Annotated in this window: 13 protein-coding genes and 1 tRNA gene; 2 read left to right on the plus strand and 12 right to left on the minus strand. The window is 58.6% G+C overall.

Annotated elements, in window-relative coordinates; all coding sequences use genetic code 11:
- From K8V32_RS04205 to K8V32_RS04230, 6 genes are all read right to left on the minus strand, one after another.
- Positions 1–193: DUF6457 domain-containing protein (locus K8V32_RS04205; RefSeq protein WP_303903356.1), on the minus strand; the 193-nt coding region annotated here is incomplete at its 3' end.
- Positions 194–282: 89 nt separating this feature from the next.
- Positions 283–1,095 (minus strand): HpcH/HpaI aldolase family protein, encoded by an 813-nt coding sequence (locus tag K8V32_RS04210; protein WP_303903359.1) that lies wholly within the window; start codon positions 1,093–1,095, stop codon positions 283–285.
- 29 nt (positions 1,096–1,124) lie between these two features.
- Complete coding sequence (locus K8V32_RS04215; protein WP_303903362.1) at positions 1,125–1,910, minus strand: fumarylacetoacetate hydrolase family protein; 786 nt, start codon at positions 1,908–1,910, stop codon at positions 1,125–1,127.
- A gap of 88 nt (positions 1,911–1,998) precedes the next feature.
- A complete protein-coding gene (gene selB / locus K8V32_RS04220; RefSeq protein ID WP_303903363.1) occupies positions 1,999–3,792 on the minus strand; it encodes a selenocysteine-specific translation elongation factor in 1,794 nt (597 codons plus the stop codon).
- Complete coding sequence (gene selA, locus K8V32_RS04225; protein WP_369681039.1) at positions 3,785–5,107, minus strand: L-seryl-tRNA(Sec) selenium transferase; 1,323 nt, start codon at positions 5,105–5,107, stop codon at positions 3,785–3,787. The genes selB and selA overlap by 8 nt, the downstream gene beginning before the upstream one ends.
- A gap of 33 nt (positions 5,108–5,140) precedes the next feature.
- Positions 5,141–5,236: transfer RNA gene (locus tag K8V32_RS04230), tRNA-Sec, on the minus strand.
- Positions 5,237–5,322: 86 nt separating this feature from the next.
- Here K8V32_RS04230 and selD point away from each other — a divergent pair.
- Positions 5,323–6,327: a selenide, water dikinase SelD gene (gene selD / locus K8V32_RS04235; RefSeq protein ID WP_303903369.1), complete on the plus strand. Its 1,005-nt coding sequence runs from the start codon at positions 5,323–5,325 to the stop codon at positions 6,325–6,327.
- Here the strand turns inward: selD and nrfD are convergent.
- From nrfD to K8V32_RS04255, 4 genes are read right to left on the minus strand one after another with little or no spacing between them, the layout of a single operon-like run.
- Entirely contained in the window at positions 6,324–7,421 is a 1,098-nt protein-coding gene (gene nrfD / locus K8V32_RS04240) for an NrfD/PsrC family molybdoenzyme membrane anchor subunit (RefSeq protein ID WP_303903372.1), read from the minus strand. The genes selD and nrfD overlap by 4 nt on opposite strands.
- Complete coding sequence (locus K8V32_RS04245; RefSeq protein WP_303903375.1) at positions 7,418–8,470, minus strand: 4Fe-4S dicluster domain-containing protein; 1,053 nt, start codon at positions 8,468–8,470, stop codon at positions 7,418–7,420. Before K8V32_RS04245 ends, nrfD begins: the two co-directional genes overlap by 4 nt.
- Position 8,471: 1 nt before the next feature.
- A complete protein-coding gene (fdnG, locus tag K8V32_RS04250) occupies positions 8,472–11,720 on the minus strand; it encodes a formate dehydrogenase-N subunit alpha (protein ID WP_303903378.1) in 3,249 nt (1,082 codons plus the stop codon).
- 57 nt (positions 11,721–11,777) lie between these two features.
- On the minus strand, positions 11,778–12,545 hold the full coding sequence (locus K8V32_RS04255; RefSeq protein WP_303903381.1) for an SDR family NAD(P)-dependent oxidoreductase: 768 nt from the start codon (positions 12,543–12,545) through the stop codon (positions 11,778–11,780).
- Between the two features lie 213 nt (positions 12,546–12,758).
- Between K8V32_RS04255 and K8V32_RS04260 the strand changes: the two genes are divergently transcribed.
- Positions 12,759–13,202 (plus strand): acyl-CoA thioesterase, encoded by a 444-nt coding sequence (locus K8V32_RS04260; RefSeq protein ID WP_303903384.1) that lies wholly within the window; start codon positions 12,759–12,761, stop codon positions 13,200–13,202.
- 57 nt (positions 13,203–13,259) lie between these two features.
- Here K8V32_RS04260 and K8V32_RS04265 read toward each other — a convergent pair whose 3' ends face one another.
- Together K8V32_RS04265 and K8V32_RS04270 are read right to left on the minus strand one after the other, a co-directional pair.
- Positions 13,260–14,435, minus strand: coding sequence for a MalY/PatB family protein (locus tag K8V32_RS04265; protein WP_303903387.1), 1,176 nt, complete (start codon positions 14,433–14,435; stop codon positions 13,260–13,262).
- Between the two features lie 89 nt (positions 14,436–14,524).
- Positions 14,525–16,507 carry a vWA domain-containing protein gene (locus K8V32_RS04270; protein ID WP_303903390.1) on the minus strand — a complete coding sequence of 661 codons (1,983 nt, stop codon included), beginning with the start codon at positions 16,505–16,507 and terminating at the stop codon, positions 14,525–14,527.
- Positions 16,508–16,512: the final 5 nt, after the last annotated feature.

A 16,512-nucleotide genomic window follows, 5' to 3' on the forward strand; every position in this document is an offset into this window, starting at 1 on the left:
TGACCAATAATCCGGCCAGATACATGGCAACGGGGCCGGCAGAGCGTACCAATCCGGTTGATACTTGCCAGGCGGCAGCTAGCACGGCGTCGACATCGTCGGCTTTCAGCGGTTCCAGGCCGAGCTCTTCGGCCGCGTGCTGGGCCCAAGCGGTCAGCTCGGCCAAGTCCGAAGTGTCATCTTGATTGCCCATAGAGCTAGCTTAGCCAATGCCAGTACCCGTGACGACGCCCAGCAACCGGGATGGTTGCCGGGCGCGGTTGCTATCAGCAGTGATTGGCGTTAGTAGCTGGTGGTGGCTGTATCTACGGTGGTCCACTTGGCTGCGAGTTGTTCGGTTGCGCGAGCCAGCAGGGCGACGTCGGCACCAACGTTGACGAAGTCTGCACCGGCGTCAACATAGTCTTGGGCCTGATCGGGGTTGAATGCGTTGACTCCGGCAAACACTCCGGCGGCCTTGGCCTTGGCGATGACATGCTTGGCGGCAGCAACCACATCCGGGTGGTTTTGTTCACCGGTGTATCCCATGGACGCTGACAGATCCGAGGGGCCAATGAAGATCCCGTCAATGCCGGTCACCGCCAGGATCTCGTCGAGGTTTTCGAGTGCCTCGGCGGTTTCGATCTGGATGGTCAGAGTGATGGTTTCACGGGCGGTGGCCAGGTAATCCGGGTACCGACCCCAGGCTCCGGAACGAGCCAGGGCTGAGCCGATGCCGCGCACACCTTCTGGTGGGTAGGCTACGGCTGCGGCGGCCTTGCGGGCGTCGTCGGCGGTGAAGATCATGGGGATGATCAGCGACTGAGCGCCTAGATCCAGGTACTGTTTGATCAGGGTCGTGTTGTTTTCCGGGATGCGCACGACCGGGATTGGCTCGTACCCGGCGATGGCACGCAGCTGGGCTTGGACGGATTCTAGGCTCAGTGGGGAGTGCTCGGCGTCGATGAGCAAGTAGTCCATGCCGGCACCTGCAACAATTTCGGCGATGCCGGCGTCACCGGAGGACAAGAACATGCCGGCGGCGGCACGGCTGCGGGCTGCTTTTGCGTCGTCGGTGAAGAGGGTTTTGAATGATGGGCGCGGGGTGAGGGGCACGTGAAGTCTCCTTGGTCGTCGTCTGGGGTTTATTCGAACTGAACCGAGATGGAGCCCAGCGGACCGAAATCGGCGTAGACGGTATCGCCTTCATAGACCCACATGTAGCGGGTGAATGAACCGGCCAGGATAATTTCGTCGGCTTCCAGGTAGTCGTCGTGCCCGGCCAGCCGGTTGGCCAGCCAGTGCACACCGTTGGCCGGGTGGCCCAGGATGCCTGCGGACATGCCGGTTTCGATGATTTCTTGGTTGCGGTATAGGGCACCGCCCAGCCAGTGGAGATCGACGTCGTCGGGTTTGACCGGTTTGCCACCCAGCACCATGGCGCCCAGGGCGGCGTTATCCGAAATGGTGTCGGTAATGGTGCGGCCTTCCATCTCGATGTGGGCGTCGAGGACCTCGAGCGCCGGGGTGACATATTCGGTGGCGCGTAATACGTCGAAGATGTTGGCGTTGGGGCCGCGGATATCGTCTTTGAGAACGAAGGCCAGTTCGATTTCGATGCGCGGGTGGGTATATTTTTTCCACTCGAATACGTGACCGGATTCGAAGACCTGGTCGTCAAAGATGACCCCGTAGTCGGGTTCGTCAATGCCGGTTGCGGCCTGCATGGCCTTGGACGTGAGCCCAATTTTGTGGCCAATTTTGCGGCGTCCGGATTCGATTTGGCGCTCGGCCCAGATTCTTTGGATGGCGTAGGAATCTTCGATAACCATTTCGGGGTAGCGCTTGGTCAACAGTGGGACCGGTTTGCGGTCAAGATTGGCCTGGTGTAGCTCGTCAGCGATTTTGACGTGTGTTTCGTGGTCTAACATCGAACTCCTTTGACATTGAACAGCCTGCTGCTAATCGTATACGAAACTTATTTGGGTGTGGGAGAGCTGCCGGGCTGGTCAATATTGGTTAGTGTCCCTTGACTTGGCGCAGGTTGCCGTCGAGGCGTTGGGTCCAGCCGCGGGCGTCTAGGTGTTCTAACAGGGGGATCAGCGTGCGCCGGGTGGTGCCCAGGGCTTGGCGGGCTTCGGCCGCGGTGAAGGGTTGGGCCAGCTGGACGAGTTCGCGCATGGCCAGGGCCGGGGTTTTGGGGTGTAGCACAATATTATCGGCTAGGCGCAGTAGGCGCTGTTGGTGGGCGGCCGCGGCCAGTTCCTTATCACCCAGGCCCAGTTGTGCCAGCTCATCGGCGGTGGGGGCGGTAAATGGTTCGGCGACCAAGCGTTGTTCCAGGGTAGCAATGGCGGTCTCGGCCGCTCCCAGGGTTGGTTTCAGGCCCGGGTCGGTCACCCTGCCGTTTCGCTCAATGAGCTGTGCCTGTTCCAAAACCAGTGGCAACAGTTCACGATGCGGCAGCTCCAACTGGTGCACTGCGGCTTGTTGGGGGAGACCTCCGGCTGCCGGATCGTGGCGGTATTGTTCGGTCACAGCCTCGCGGAGCTGCTGGGCCCAAGCGTTCAGGCGCTGGCGGTGGATGAACCAGCGATCATACACCAGCACTGATGCGGCCGGTGTTTCGGGCACCGGGATGCCCATCGCAGTGACTGTCGCGTGGTCTAACGCACCGCGTCGAGCAACTTCGAGTTCCAGGTGGTTGGCTGCGGTGAGGCGCTCCAGGGTTTCGGCTCGACGTTTGGCTGCCCCACGACGACGCAGCTGGGGCGGGTCTAAGTCCAGTACGGTTGCCCCACCGGTAATTAATCGCTGGCCGGTGCCGCGCAGAATCAGCCGGTCACCAATATGGAGCGGCAGTGCGCGTTCCAGGCTCAGCCGAGCAAAATGTGTCCCGAGTGGACGGCAATGCGCATAAACCGTGGCCGTACCGATATGGACCGAGAACTCCTGGGCCAAGTCAGTGAAATCCACGCCCGGGGTGCCCGCAACATCAATGACCTCTGTGTGAAACCACGCTTCCGGGGTTACCAAGACGTCCCCGCGTGTGAGCTCGGCGACGTCCACACCTCGCAGATTCACCGCGGCACGCGTTACCGGTGTGAGGACATTTGCTGAACTGCCGTGACTTTGCAGATTCCGGATTGTCACCTGGGTATCGGTGCCAGCAATTTCTAGGGTGTCGTTGACCCGAAGGGTGCCGGCGGCCAGTGTCCCGGTCACCACGGTGCCGGCACCTTTGACCGCAAAACGACGATCAACCCAGTACCTGATAGGTGCCGAGGTATCGGGGGAGGGGACCCCGCCGAGGAGGTTATCAAGCTCATGCCGGAGGGCATCGAGCCCGGTGCCCTTTCGTGCCGACGTCGCAATAATCGGAGCATCGGCCAGGACAGTGCCGGATAACTCGTCACGGATTTGCTGGGTCACAAGCTCCACGTTGTCCGGTGCCAGATCAAGTTTCGAAATAACAACCAGCCCGGCGTCGATTCCCAGGGCAGCGATGGCATCGCGGTGCTCAGAAGTCTGGGCGGACCAGCCATCATCAGCCGACACCACCAGACACACAATTGGTGCCGGGCCGAGCCCGGCGAGCATATTGCCCAGAAACCGTTCGTGGCCGGGAACATCAACAAATGACACTGATCGACCGGAGGCTAGGGTCATTTCGGCAAATCCCAAGTCGATGGTCAGGCCGCGCTGGCGTTCCTCATCCCAGCGGTCGGGTTCGGTTCCGGTCAAGGCACGCACGAGTGCTGACTTACCATGATCCACGTGGCCGGCCGTGGCAACCACGAACCGTTCAGTCACGAGGCGCCACCTCATCGGCAACCTCGCGGAGCCGCCGCAGAATCATGTGGTCCTGTTCGGCAGGCACGCAGCGCAGGTCGATCAGACACCGACCCTCGGCTACCCGCGGCAGAATGGCTGGAAACCCAATCCGCAATGGTTGGGCGTAGGATTCGGGCAGGCTAATCGCCCAGCCGGGCAGGGGAACTCCGGCGCCACCGCCACCACCGACTCGACCGTCGTGGGCAACCACCTCGGCACCCAGCTCTTGGGCGATGCGTTCACTGCGCTTACGCAGTACCTGGGGGTCAGCGTGCACCGCGTCGTGAATCGGTGTGGAAGGCGAATTCAATGTTGCCTCCAGTGCGGCCAGGGTGAATTTATCGGCTCGAAAGGCTCGTGCCAGCGGATGCTTGGCCAGTTGTTGAATGATCTGGGTTTTACCCAGCAGGATCCCGGCCTGCGGGCCGCCTAAGAGTTTATCGCCGCTGGCAAGTACGACGTCGGCGCCGTCGCGCAGCGCTGCCGACATGGTTGGTTCATCAGTCAGGACGTCATCCGCCTCCACCAGCCCCGAGCCGACATCCACAATTAACGGCACGTTGTGCTCATGGGCTAGCCGCGCAAGCTCTTTGATGCCAACCGCGGCATTAAACCCACCGATCCAGTAATTCGACGGGTGCACCTTCAGTAGCGCACCGGTGCGCTCGGTCATCGCGTTGCGGTAATCATCCAGATTGGTGCGGTTCGTGGTACCAACTTCGGCCAATTCCACTCCGGTGGATACCATCAGATCGGGTAGCCGGAACCCTGCACCGATCTCGACCAGCTCCCCACGGCTGATCACCACCTCCGGCAGGTCACGCGCGACTGACAGGGTGGTGGTTGCCAGTGATAGCGCGGCGGCACCATTATTGACCACGAGCGCATCTTCGGCGTCCGGCACCGCAGAAAGTAGGGCGGCTTTCGTCCACGTGCCACGCTTTGAGCGTTTCCCATCGCGCAGATCAAGCTCCAAATCCACGTAACCCGCGGCGGTGCTGAGCGCGTCGCGCGCGGCATCAGACAGCGGAGCGCGCCCAAGATTGGTATGGATAATGACGCCGGTGGCATTGAGCACCGAAGACAATCGGGTTGGCGACAGCGTACTGAGGCGATGGATGATGGTGGGTGCGACGTCGTCGGGGGACAGCTCGCCGTGCCGGGCATCGTTTTGCGTCTCGGTGATGACGCGTCGAATGACATGCGGTGCCAGTCGGTCTGTGGTCGCCTGTACTTCGGGCAGGGCAAGCAGACGGTCGGTCGAGGGAATCGCGCGGCGCGGATCTGCGGCCACCAAACGGTCCTTTCATCGCACATCGGACGGTTCTGGCGGAGGCGGACGGGAATCGAACCCGCCAGACCAAGCTACTTGGTCTCGTCGGTTTTGAAGACCGCGGGGACCACCAGGAACCCTGACGCCTCCAAAATCTCAAACTATCATGTTTGTTTTGTCTGCCCCAATGTTGAGTGCTTCTGTCACTGATGCTGGCATATTCCTATACTGGGGGCATGTCTGAAATTTTAGAACCCACCACGCTTCCACGATTAACCACAACGGCTTCCGGCGGCGGGTGCGCCTGCAAAATCCCGCCCGGTGAACTTGAAGCAGCCGTGGCACAGCTTGCCGGCCAAGACCATGACCACGTGATTGTTGGAGTTGATGACGGCGATGACGCTGCTGCTGTCCGTTTGGATGGGGAGACCGCGATCCTGTCGACCGCAGATTTTTTCACTCCTGTTGTCGACTCGGCTTATGACTGGGGGCGGATTGCTGCAGCTAATGCGATCAGCGATATTTATGCGATGGGTGGCAGCCCGATTGTTGCCATTAACCTGATGGGTTGGCCACGCGGTGTTCTGCCAGCCGAGCTGATGTCGGAAGTCCTCGCCGGCGGGCTGGCTGTTGGGACAGCAGCCGGTTGCCCGGTGATTGGCGGGCATACGGTTGATGATCCAGAACCCAAATACGGGATGGCTGTCACCGGTGTCGCAAAAGTTGATCAGCTGATGCGCAATGATGCCGCTGAAGCCGGATTGCCGCTGACGCTGACCAAACCGATCGGTCTGGGATTGTTGAATAACCGCCATAAGGCCACCGGGGAAGTCTTTGAGGAAGCCATCGAGACGATGACGACGTTGAATAAGGCGGCTGCCGAACAGGCTGTTGCTGCAGGGATTACAGCGGCAACGGATGTGACTGGGTTCGGCTTGCTTGGCCACCTGTACAAGATGATGCGGGCGTCAGGAACCGGTGCTGTGATCGACCGGAATGCTGTCCCGTTGGTTGATGGTGCAGCCGAAGCTCTGCGTGATGGGTATGTTTCTGGTGGCACTCGCCGAAACCTTGACTGGGTTGCTCCCAACATTGAAGCAGCCGATGGGGTCACCGAAGAGGACCTGCTGGTGCTGGCCGATGCCCAGACATCGGGTGGTCTGCTGGTTGTCGGCGAATTGCCCGGCTACCCGGTCATCGGCTACACGACGAACCGGGCAGGGACCGTTGAGGTTCGCTAACCGACCGTCGTGATGGAGTCGTCGACGATGCCCTGAGCTCGACGAGCTGCTAATCGATCGCGTTGTGGTTCAACGACGTGGCGTGGATCCTTGGTCGAGTTGATCCCGGCTTCCAGGATGGCCGAACGGGTTAGATATGATGCTGATGCAAGCGCTGCACCCGAGGCCATGGCAGCAATCCGGTTGCGACCCAGTAGTGCGGCACCAACGCCCCCTGCGATTGTGAGTGCTTGGGCCCAGCGCAGTTTGCGTGCTGGGCGTCCAGTTTGCAGGGGTTCGGCTTCCACCGGGTGCATATCGGCGGTGAGCTTTTCAGAGAAGTACAGTTCCGAAGCAGCACCGAGTGTCCCAAAGACCCGTGCCGGTCGGGTTTCTGAAGGGGGCGTGGTCAATAGTGCCATACCGGAGGACGCCATCGCGGCGGATGAGACAAATAGGTATGACATGTTGTCTTTTCCACCGTTCCAGGTTGGTACGGACGTGTCGGCTAGTAAGGCACCCGTGTAGGAGGCCAGGGGTGCTCCCATCACCGCGGCCAGTAGACCGGCAGGTTTTTCTAACGCATAGACCATCGGACGCAGTATGCCCAACGGTATCTTTTGGCCGGTCATCCGGTCGACATCAATGGCCGCGACGACACCTGCACCAACTCCAAAGGCGCTGAGAATCCAGGTGCCCATATTCATTGGGGACGCCGGCTTAAACGTGCGCATCATGTGATGGAAGCGTTCGGGACGACCAAGGTCAGCGATGAGAAATCCAGTCCCGGCAACGGTTGCACCGAGCGCGGTCAGTCTGGTGTTTTTGCGGAGTTTGTCGAAGCCAATACGATCGGCTCCGATTGCCAGCATCGCTGACCCGCCAGCGATACCTCCCAAGAAGAGGTAGGCCGAAATTTTGTCATCCCACGGTGGTGGTTTGACGATGGGGCGACCGTAGTAGGAATCTGCGAACTCGACGTCTTCGACCATTGGCATTTCGCGGGAACCATCGCCGGCACCGCCCCCACGGCGTTGGCCGGGTGGACGATTCCGGCGTCGTTTCCGACGCGGCTCGTTTTCTGGTCGGTAAGCATCAAAGTCAGACAGGGTCACTTCTTGCGGGCTCCTAAAAATGCGGTCGCCGCGGCAGCTAACATACCGGCGGCAGCGATACCAACCTTTTTATACATGGACGGCAAATCCTTGGTGGGCACCCGGGGGTCCGGTGGCAGACCGTAGACTTCAGGTTCGTCGAGTAACAAGAATACTGAGCCAATACCGCCCACCCCGTCGTTGGGATTTGCCCCGTAGAGGCGGGCTTCGGTGAGTCCTTTTTCATGCATGGCATTGACGCGTTGTTTGGCGGTGTCGACCATGTCTTCGCGATCACCGTATTTGATGGACGTCGTCGGGCAGGTTTGTGCGCAGGCTGGGGTTTGGCCATCGACCAGCCGGTCAAAGCACATGGTGCATTTATTGGCGGTGCCTTCGTTTTTGACGTTCATGGCATACCGAGAGTCAACACGGTCGGGCTTGGTGTGGATGGTCCCGGAATCACGGCGCTCAATGACACCGAAAGGACAGCCCGCGACACAGGTTCCGCACCCATTGCAAATATCATCCTGGACGACCACGGTACCGAATTCTGTGCGATAGAGTGCACCGGTTGGGCACACATCTAAACAGCCCGCATACGTGCAGTGTTTGCACACATCCGAACTCATCAGCCAACGAAATTCTGGGGTGTCAGGATTTGGTGGGTTGTCGACCTTGTTTTTAATGCGTACCCCGGGTGACCCAAATTCCGGCATACCCAGGTCCTCGGTGGTATTGGGTTTGCGGGTCTCTGGAGCGCCAAATGCCGGCATTCCGAGTCCGACGAGTTTTGCCCCGGATTCGCGGGCCTTTTCGATCTGTTCTTGGCCCTGTTCGATGAACGCTACGTGACGCCACGTGTTGGCACCCAGTCCACCGGTGTTGTCGTAGGAGGAGCCGAGTATTTCCAGGTCCCCTTTCATCGGGACCTGGTTCCATTCTTTACAGGCCACCTCACAGGCTTTACACCCGATACAAATCGAGGTGTCGGTAAAGAAGGCTTTACGCTCGGTGTCTTGACCGTAGGCGTCAATTAGTTCGCCGGGGCGCTCGAGGAAATCAACCACGTTATTCTCCTGTGTGAGGCTCGGGTTCGGTCAGTGTTGGTGGTTCAGATACTTCCATGGTCTCAGGGTCGCGTTCATAGGTTACCCGTCGATGTCCGGTCAGTGGCGTAATGCCTGCCTGCTCGCGCAGATCTTCTACGAATTTGACCAGGGCGGGTCCGCGGGGACGACGGCCCGGCATGATCGTACATGCCACCGCTTTGCCTGATTGGATGTACACGTTCGGATCCAGCGTCATACCCAATAGATCGTTGACCCCATCACCGGTGACCAAAGCTTGGTTTCCGACGCCGAAGTGAAACGGCATACCGATCTGGTGGACGGTCTTGCCACCGGCAACCACCGGTTTCATTCGCTGAGTGACCAGTACCTTGGCCTCGATCGCACCGCGCGGTGAGGCAATGGTTGCCCAACCATAGGGTTCTAGCCCGGCTTCGGCGGCGAGTTCTTCGGAGACCTCCACGAACATTTCGGGTTGCAGCTCAGACAGATACGGCAGGAAACGGCTCATGCCGCCGGCTGTCTGGTGCTCGGTGAGGCGATATGTTGTGAAGATATGTGGGAACACTTCGGAACCGGGTTCCCCGGCAGCTGGTGCCGTTTGGTTCCCCTTGGCGGTGATCAACACTCGCGATGGCGATTCTTGCTGCGGGTACAGCGGGTTTTCCACCGGCGATTCGGCCGGTTCGAAGTGCGTCGGCATCGGGCCATCGTTCATACCGTTTGGCGTGAACAACCAACCCTTCCCGTCAGACTGCATGATGAATGGATCATCACCGGCCAGTGCATCAGGCCCGTAGGTGTCATGGGCGGTCTTGGTTGACGGCGGACGATTGGCCGGGAAGTCCGGGATGTCTCGACCGGTCCAGACCTCTTGGTCTTCATCCCACCACACCAGCTTCTTGCGTTCCGACCACGGGTTACCATCGAGGTCCGCTGAAGCACGGTTGTAGAGGATGCGACGATTTGCCGGCCAGGCCCATGCCCACTGGTGTGCCATTTCATCCTGGTCTTTACCCGGCACCCGGTTGGCCGCATGGTTGATGCCGCCAGCATAGACGCCTGCATAAATCCAAGCCCCACCGGCGGTTGAGCCGTCGGCCTTGTACTGGTTGAAATTATCTACCGGCTTGCCGGCATTCGGACCGGTCGTGTAGTAGCCGTTGATTTCTTTCAGCACGGCCTCGGCCGATGGTTCACCGTGCTCATCGACCGGGTAATCCCAAGTCATGGCCTGTAATGGTTTATCACGTGGGTCGGTCGAGTCTTTGAGCTTCTCTTTGATCCGCACACCGAGATCGTAGAAGAATTCCAGCTCCGAACGAGCATCACCCGGTGGGGTAATGGCTTGATGGCGCCACTGGACCAGTCGTTGGGTTTGGGTAAACGTTCCAGCTTTTTCGGTGTGGTTGGCCGCAGGCATGAAGAAGACCTCGGTGGCAATGTCCTCGGTCTTGAGCTCACCGGTGGCAATCTCCGGGCCATCCTTCCACCAGGTGGCCGTTTCAATGAGCTGGAAGTCGCGAACGACCATCCATTTCAGATTCGACATCCCCAATCGTTGCATGCGCCCGTTGGCCGAACCGACCGCGGGGTTCTGTCCCAGCACGAAGTAGCCATCGACGCCCTTGTCGAACATGCGCATCAACGTCTGATACGTACCGTGAGCACCGGTTAGGCGTGGCATGTATTGATATCCGAAGTCGTTTTCTTCGGTCGCGTCGTCGCCAAACCATGCCTTGAGTAGCGAGATCATATAGGCGTCTCCGTTGGACCAGAAGCCCTTTTGATGCTTTGGTACGGAGTCGTTGAGATAGTCTCGCAGGGTATCGTGCTTTCCGGCAACCGGGAATGGCAGATACCCGGGCAGGAGGTTGAAGAGGGCTGGAATATCTGAGGAACCCTGAATGTTCGCGTGACCACGCAGTGCCATAATGCCGCCACCGGGTCGGCCCATGTTGCCCATCAGCAGCTGCAGGATCGCGGCGGTGCGAATGAACTGCGAGCCCATTGAGTGCTGGGTCCAGCCCAGTGCATACGCCATAACAGTGGTGCGTTCGCGGCCAGAGTTCTTGGCAAATAGATCGGCTATTTCCAGGAAGTCTTCCGTCTTGATCCCGGTGATGTCGGCAACCATCTCAGGAGTGTAGCGCGAGTAGTGACGACGCAGGATCTGAAAGACCGAGCGAGGGTGCTGCAAAGTCATGTCCTTGGCAATACCGTCGGCCTCATATGGGTCTTTTTCGTATTGCCAGGTCGACTTGTCATACCCGCCGGTGTCCTTATCAAACCCGGAGAAGAGACCTTCGAGATCCTCGGTGTCTTGGAATCCGTCGTCGACCAGATGGGCAGCATTGGTGTAGTGGGTAACGTATTCCTTGAACCACAGATCGTTTTCGATCATGTAGCGGATCAGCCCACCAAGCAGCGCAATATCCGTGCCCGCCCGGATGTGGACGTGCTTATCTGCTAACGCCGAGGTTCGGGTGAAGCGTGGGTCAACGTGGACAAGTTTGGCGCCACGAGCCTTAGCCTCGGCAACCCACTGGAACCCAACGGGGTGCGCTTCGGCCATATTTGAACCCTGAATCCATACCAGGTCTGCATTCGCCATATCTTGCAATGGCTGGGTGGCACCGCCACGCCCAAAGGAAGCTCCTAAACTAGGAACTGTGGAGGAGTGTCATATGCGAGCCTGGTTTTCGATCTGCACCGCACCGGCAGCCGAAAACAGTTTCTTGATCAGGTAGTTTTCTTCATTATCGATGGTTGCCCCGCCCAGGGATGCGATCCCCATGGTGCGATTGACCGGCGAACCATGTTCATCAAAATCTTCCCAGTGATTCCGGCGGGCTTCTAAGAACCGGTCCGTAATCATCTCCATGGCGGTTTCTAAATCGAGTTCTTCCCAATCCGTGCCGTAGGGACGACGGTACAGGACGGTCTTTTGCCGTGAAGGAGTATTCACAAGCTGTTCAGAGGCAGCGCCCTTCGGGCATAATCGGCCGCGCGAAATTGGTGAATCTGGGTCACCTTCAATGTGGATGACTTCGTTATCTTTGACGTAAATGCGTTGTCCACAGCCGACGGCACAGTACGGACAGACGCTTTGAACGACTTTGTCGGCGTCTTCCGTGCGAGGGCGCATATTCGCATATTTTGGCGATTCAACCGCCGGACCGCGCCCTAATTTGTCCTTTGACTTGGCCTGACGAAAAACGGGCCAACCGAGAACTGAGAACCGTGCCATGAGCATAACCCTAACAGAGCTTTTGCCAAGTTGGGAGAGGTGAAAACATTGTGCTAACTAGGCCGCCGACCAACCGCCGTCGCTGGGGATAATGGCGCCGTTGACATTGGACGCCGCATCGGTCAACAGGAACACAATCAATTGGGCCAATTCATCGGGTTGGGCGGTGCGGACAGCTGTTGCATGGACCGGGCCGGTGACCTCCATGGCAGCGGCGTCATAGCTCGAGGGATCGATGGCGGCCATGACGTTGGTTTCTACACCGCCTGGTGCGACCGCATTCGTTCGAATATTATCGCCAGCATGAACGTAGGCCGTATTGCGCGTCAGCCCAACAACAGCGTGTTTTGATGCCGTATAGGCGGCACCGGCTGCAGCACCTCGAATCCCCGCTGCAGACGCAAGGTTCACGATCGATCCGCCACCGTTTTCAATCAGGTGCGGTATGACAGCGCGGGTGTATTTGAAAACTGAGTCCACATTGATACGCATCACGCGCTCCCATGTTTCGTCCGTTGTACGCGCAGCCGGTGCAAAGTTATCCATAATCCCGGCGTTATTGACCAAACCGCGAAGATCACCGGTTTGCTGTGCGAGCTTAACGGTTGCATCAATGTCGGCTTGGGAGGAGGCGTCACCGATGCTCGCGGTAGCTGCACCGCCGGAATCGGAAATGATCTTGACGGTTTCGTAGGCCCCGGCTTCGGAAATATCCTGAATAATCACATGTGCTCCACGAAGTGCCGCAAGTTGGGCGGTGGCTCTTCCGATGCCAGATCCAGCACCGGTGACAATGACGACGCGATCAGCTAATGATGTGGTCATGAGTACTCTTTCCATCAGGCGGTCGGGAGATGGTAAAGCTCATCCTAGAGTCAGCCTTTCGAAAGCACAATACATTGAAACTGTGAAGTACTGTTCCTGATTGGTTCTCGTTGGTGCGGGCGTGCTTTGGTTGAAAAGATGCTAGAGCGAGTAACAACGCTGTACGACAATGGTTAGAGTCCACCACGGCAGTCATACAGAACGGCAGGAAGCATGTCCAACTTTGAACAAATCCAGGCGATCGCCACACCCATAGAAGTCCAGTTGCGCTGGTCAGATCAGGACATCAACGGCCACATCAATAATGTCAACATTTTGATGTTGGTGGAAGAGGCCCGGATTCAAGCCACGCAACAATGGACACAGACGACTCCCGGTGTCGACGGCACCCGGCGGGTGACCCGAGCGTTGAACACCGACTTCAACCGTGAAGTTCATTATGGAAAAGAAACCATAGTCTGGGTATGGATTGTCCGTGTTGGTCAGACGTCGTTTGTTTTTGGTCAGTTACTTGAACAAGACGGCGTGCCGTGTGTCTACGCCGAGGCCACGATGGTTCGTTTAGATGCAGATACCGGAAAACCCAAGCCACATGACGAAGCCTACCGCCGTCTGCTGGAAACGCACGTAGGGCCTGCCTACGACCCGAAAGCCTAACGAAGGCCACAGGCCAGCGCTGACAGTGCACAGTGCCTCACATGTTGCAGCTGGGGCTTAGCGTGGTGGCCAGGCTGAGCCCATGGCTGCAATGATTCGTTGCAGCCGTTCTGTTGAGGTTCCCATATTCAATCGAGCATAGCCGCGTCCGGCGTCCCCAAAATTTACCCCGGGGCTCAACGCAACACGGGCCTCTCGTAAGAAATACTCAGCGGGTTCCTCAGTAAGTTCGGTGTTACGGAAATTCAGCCACGCCAAGAAACTAGCCTGTGGCGGGTGGAACGTAACACCGGGAAGATGTTCGGCAACCAACCGCTGGAGCGCAGCGGTTTGTGCTTGAAAGTGGTCGCGGACGGCGTCGAGCCAGTGGCGGGACTCGCTGAAGGCGGCTTCGGTGGCTAACAGTCCCCAGAATCCTGTGTCGGTGCGTGACATCGTAGGGTCAAGTTCAGCAGGCCACGGCCCGGATGCTGATCGAATGGCGATACCGCATTTGAGGCCAGCAAAATTCCAGGACTTGGTTGCGGTATGCAACGCGATCCCGGTTTTCCGTGCCGTATCAGACACAGTGAGCCAGGGCGTGAACTCCACGCCGTGATAGACCATGGGAGCGTGGATTTCATCAGATAGCACCACGGCGTCATATTGGTGGGCAAGGTTTGCCAAGTCAGCGAGTTCTTGTTGAGCAAAGACCCTGCCCAGGGGGTTGTGTGGGTTGCACAATAATATGACTTTGGTTCCGGCGTTGAGTCCGGCTTCGATGCTGTCCAAATCAAAGAAGCCGCCGTCGGGTACATTCAGCAATGGCACTTCCAGGGGTTTGACCCCGCTTGTGGCAAGCCAATCATAAAACCGGTTGTAGACAGGCGGCATGATGAGCACTGAACGGTCTGGACCGCAGTAGTGGCGCATGAGTTTTGAAGCAGCCGTTGCGGCATCGACGTGGAAACTGATGTCTTCCGGTTCGATATGCCAAGCCCAGCGGTCTTGGGCGAAACTGGTGAATGCTTGCACGACGTCGTCTGACTGACCCGGATAGCCGGCATCATGGCGCAGTAGGGCGTTTTGTAGGGTGTCGATGATCGCTGGTGCCAGCGCTACATCCATTTCGGCGACCCAGGCCGGCAAGACATCGGACTCAACGGTAGACCACTTGAGACTTGCCCTACCGCGCAGTTGATTATCAGACAAATCAAAAAGTTCGGCGGCTGTTGGGTGCGTTGTATCCGTCATAGTCACCACGATAGGTGTCAGCCTTACAGAATGCGAGAGGTGGCAGAGCGCAACGGTATTTCTCTGCGTTGGGCTACGGGTGCTGGCAGTTACCAGTCTGGTAGGCGAGGGTTGCGTACGTGTAAGAATTCGTTGACCACTGCGGCACCGAGATCTTGGGCGTTTGGGGCTACCACTTTGCCGTCCACGCGCGATGCCATAGCCTCCAGGAAACGCTTCAGGCCGGGGTCGTCGCCCAACCGGAAGAATGTGATGGCGGCATTGAGCCGCTGAATACGATCCAGTTCGGTGACGGTCAGCTCCAGGGTCTCTGGGCGGGGCGGGTACCAGAAGTGGGCCTCACCGTGGCTGGTCAGATGCGCCGTCGGCTCGCCGTCGGTTACCACCAACAGCACCGGTCGCATGGTCGGATGCCGTCGAAAAAACCGGGTGGCCAGCATCAGCGCGTGGTGCAGGTTCGTGCCCTGTTCATAGGCCGGGGCCATGGCGGTGAGTTCATCAAGCTGGACTTGGCTGGCGTAACGGCCGAAGTTGATCAGCTCTAATTCATCGCCCCGGAAACGGGTGGAGATCAGCTGGTGCAGGGCTAGGGCGGTGCGTTTCATGGGCACCCAGCGTCCCTCGGCAGCCATCGAAAACGAGGTGTCGACCAGCAGCACGACGGCGGCCTGGGTGCGAGCTTCGGTTTCTTGAATTTCGACGTCGCCGACTTCAAGTTGCAGCCCGGTGCGTGGATCGCCACCCTCGGACGTGATGCGGGTGATGGCATTGGTGATCGTGCGGGTGACATTCCAGGGTTCGGTGTCACCGAAATGCCAGGCTCGGCTGGATCCGGTGAGTTCACCGGCGGCCCCGGCATTGCGGGTATCGCGCTGGCCTTGACGATCCGACAGGTAACCGGTGTCTTGCAGCAAGGTTTTGCCGAGTCGTCGAATGGCCTGCGGGGAAAGCCGCAGATCGCCATCGGAGCTGCGACGCAACATGTCTGATTCTTTCAGGGCTTTCTCCAACTCGGCCAGGGTGCGGGCTGAGACGGCGGCGTCGTCGCCCAGCTGGCGGCTGAGCTTGTCGATATCGACATCCGACAGGGTTGATCCCGCATAGGACTGCGATAGTTGTTCGGATAGGGCATCCAGTTCGGCTAAGTCTTGCAGCACGCCGGTACCATCCCCGAGTCCCAGTCCCTGATCGCCCTCAAATTGTTCGGAACCGGTCCAATCTTCTCCGGGCCGCAGTGACTGCAGATTGGTGTCGAGGCGGTTGAGCTGCTCCATCAATTCCGGCGACCCAAAAGCCTGCATGGACAGTTCCATCAGTTCGGCGCGTTGTTCCGGCGTCATTGAAGCCAGCATCCGCTGGGCTGCCGCCGCACGCTGGGCCAGGGTGTCAATGAGTTCGTCAATATTCTGCGGGTTTTCGGGGAAGTGATGACCGTGTTTGGCCATGAACTCATCAAAATCTTGCTGGGTGTCTTCGCCGCGGGCATGTTTGTCGAGTAGGTCGTTGAGATCGTTGAGCATCTGGGAGATGGCCGCCCGATCTTCCTCGGTTGCGCCTTCCAACGCCTGTTTCATGCCTTGGAACCGCTGGTCTAACATTTCCCGGCCCAGCAGGTCTTTGATTTGCTCGTATTTTTCCCGGGCGGTGGAGGACTGCCAATCATAGTCCGACAGTTCGGTTACCGCGGCCGCGGGGGCTTCGGGTAGGTTCATCAGTTGCATCTCGCGAAAATCACGATCCAGGTCATCCATCGTGATGTCCCGGGCCAACTGTTTGCGTTCTTCTAATACGGCTTCATCGAGAAGTTCGCGCACCTGGTCTAACGTCCCGTCCAGGCTGTGGCGTTGGAGTAAATTACGACGACGTTGTTGCACCCGTCTGGACAGTTCATCCAGCCCGGTCATATCGCGTGAACCGCGCCGTAGGTATTCGCGCATGGCACGTTCGGGCGAATAGCCGGCCATCACGTCCTCGGCGATCTCTTCGAGTGCTTCGGTCATGTCAATGGGCGGAGCCAACGGATCTGGGCCACCAGCATAGCGGCCATAGCGTGACGCTTTTCCGCGGCGCATAACGT

Origin of the sequence: Enteractinococcus helveticum (assembly GCF_020742345.1) — a bacterium.
Lineage (GTDB): Bacteria > Actinomycetota > Actinomycetes > Actinomycetales > Micrococcaceae > Yaniella > Yaniella helvetica_A.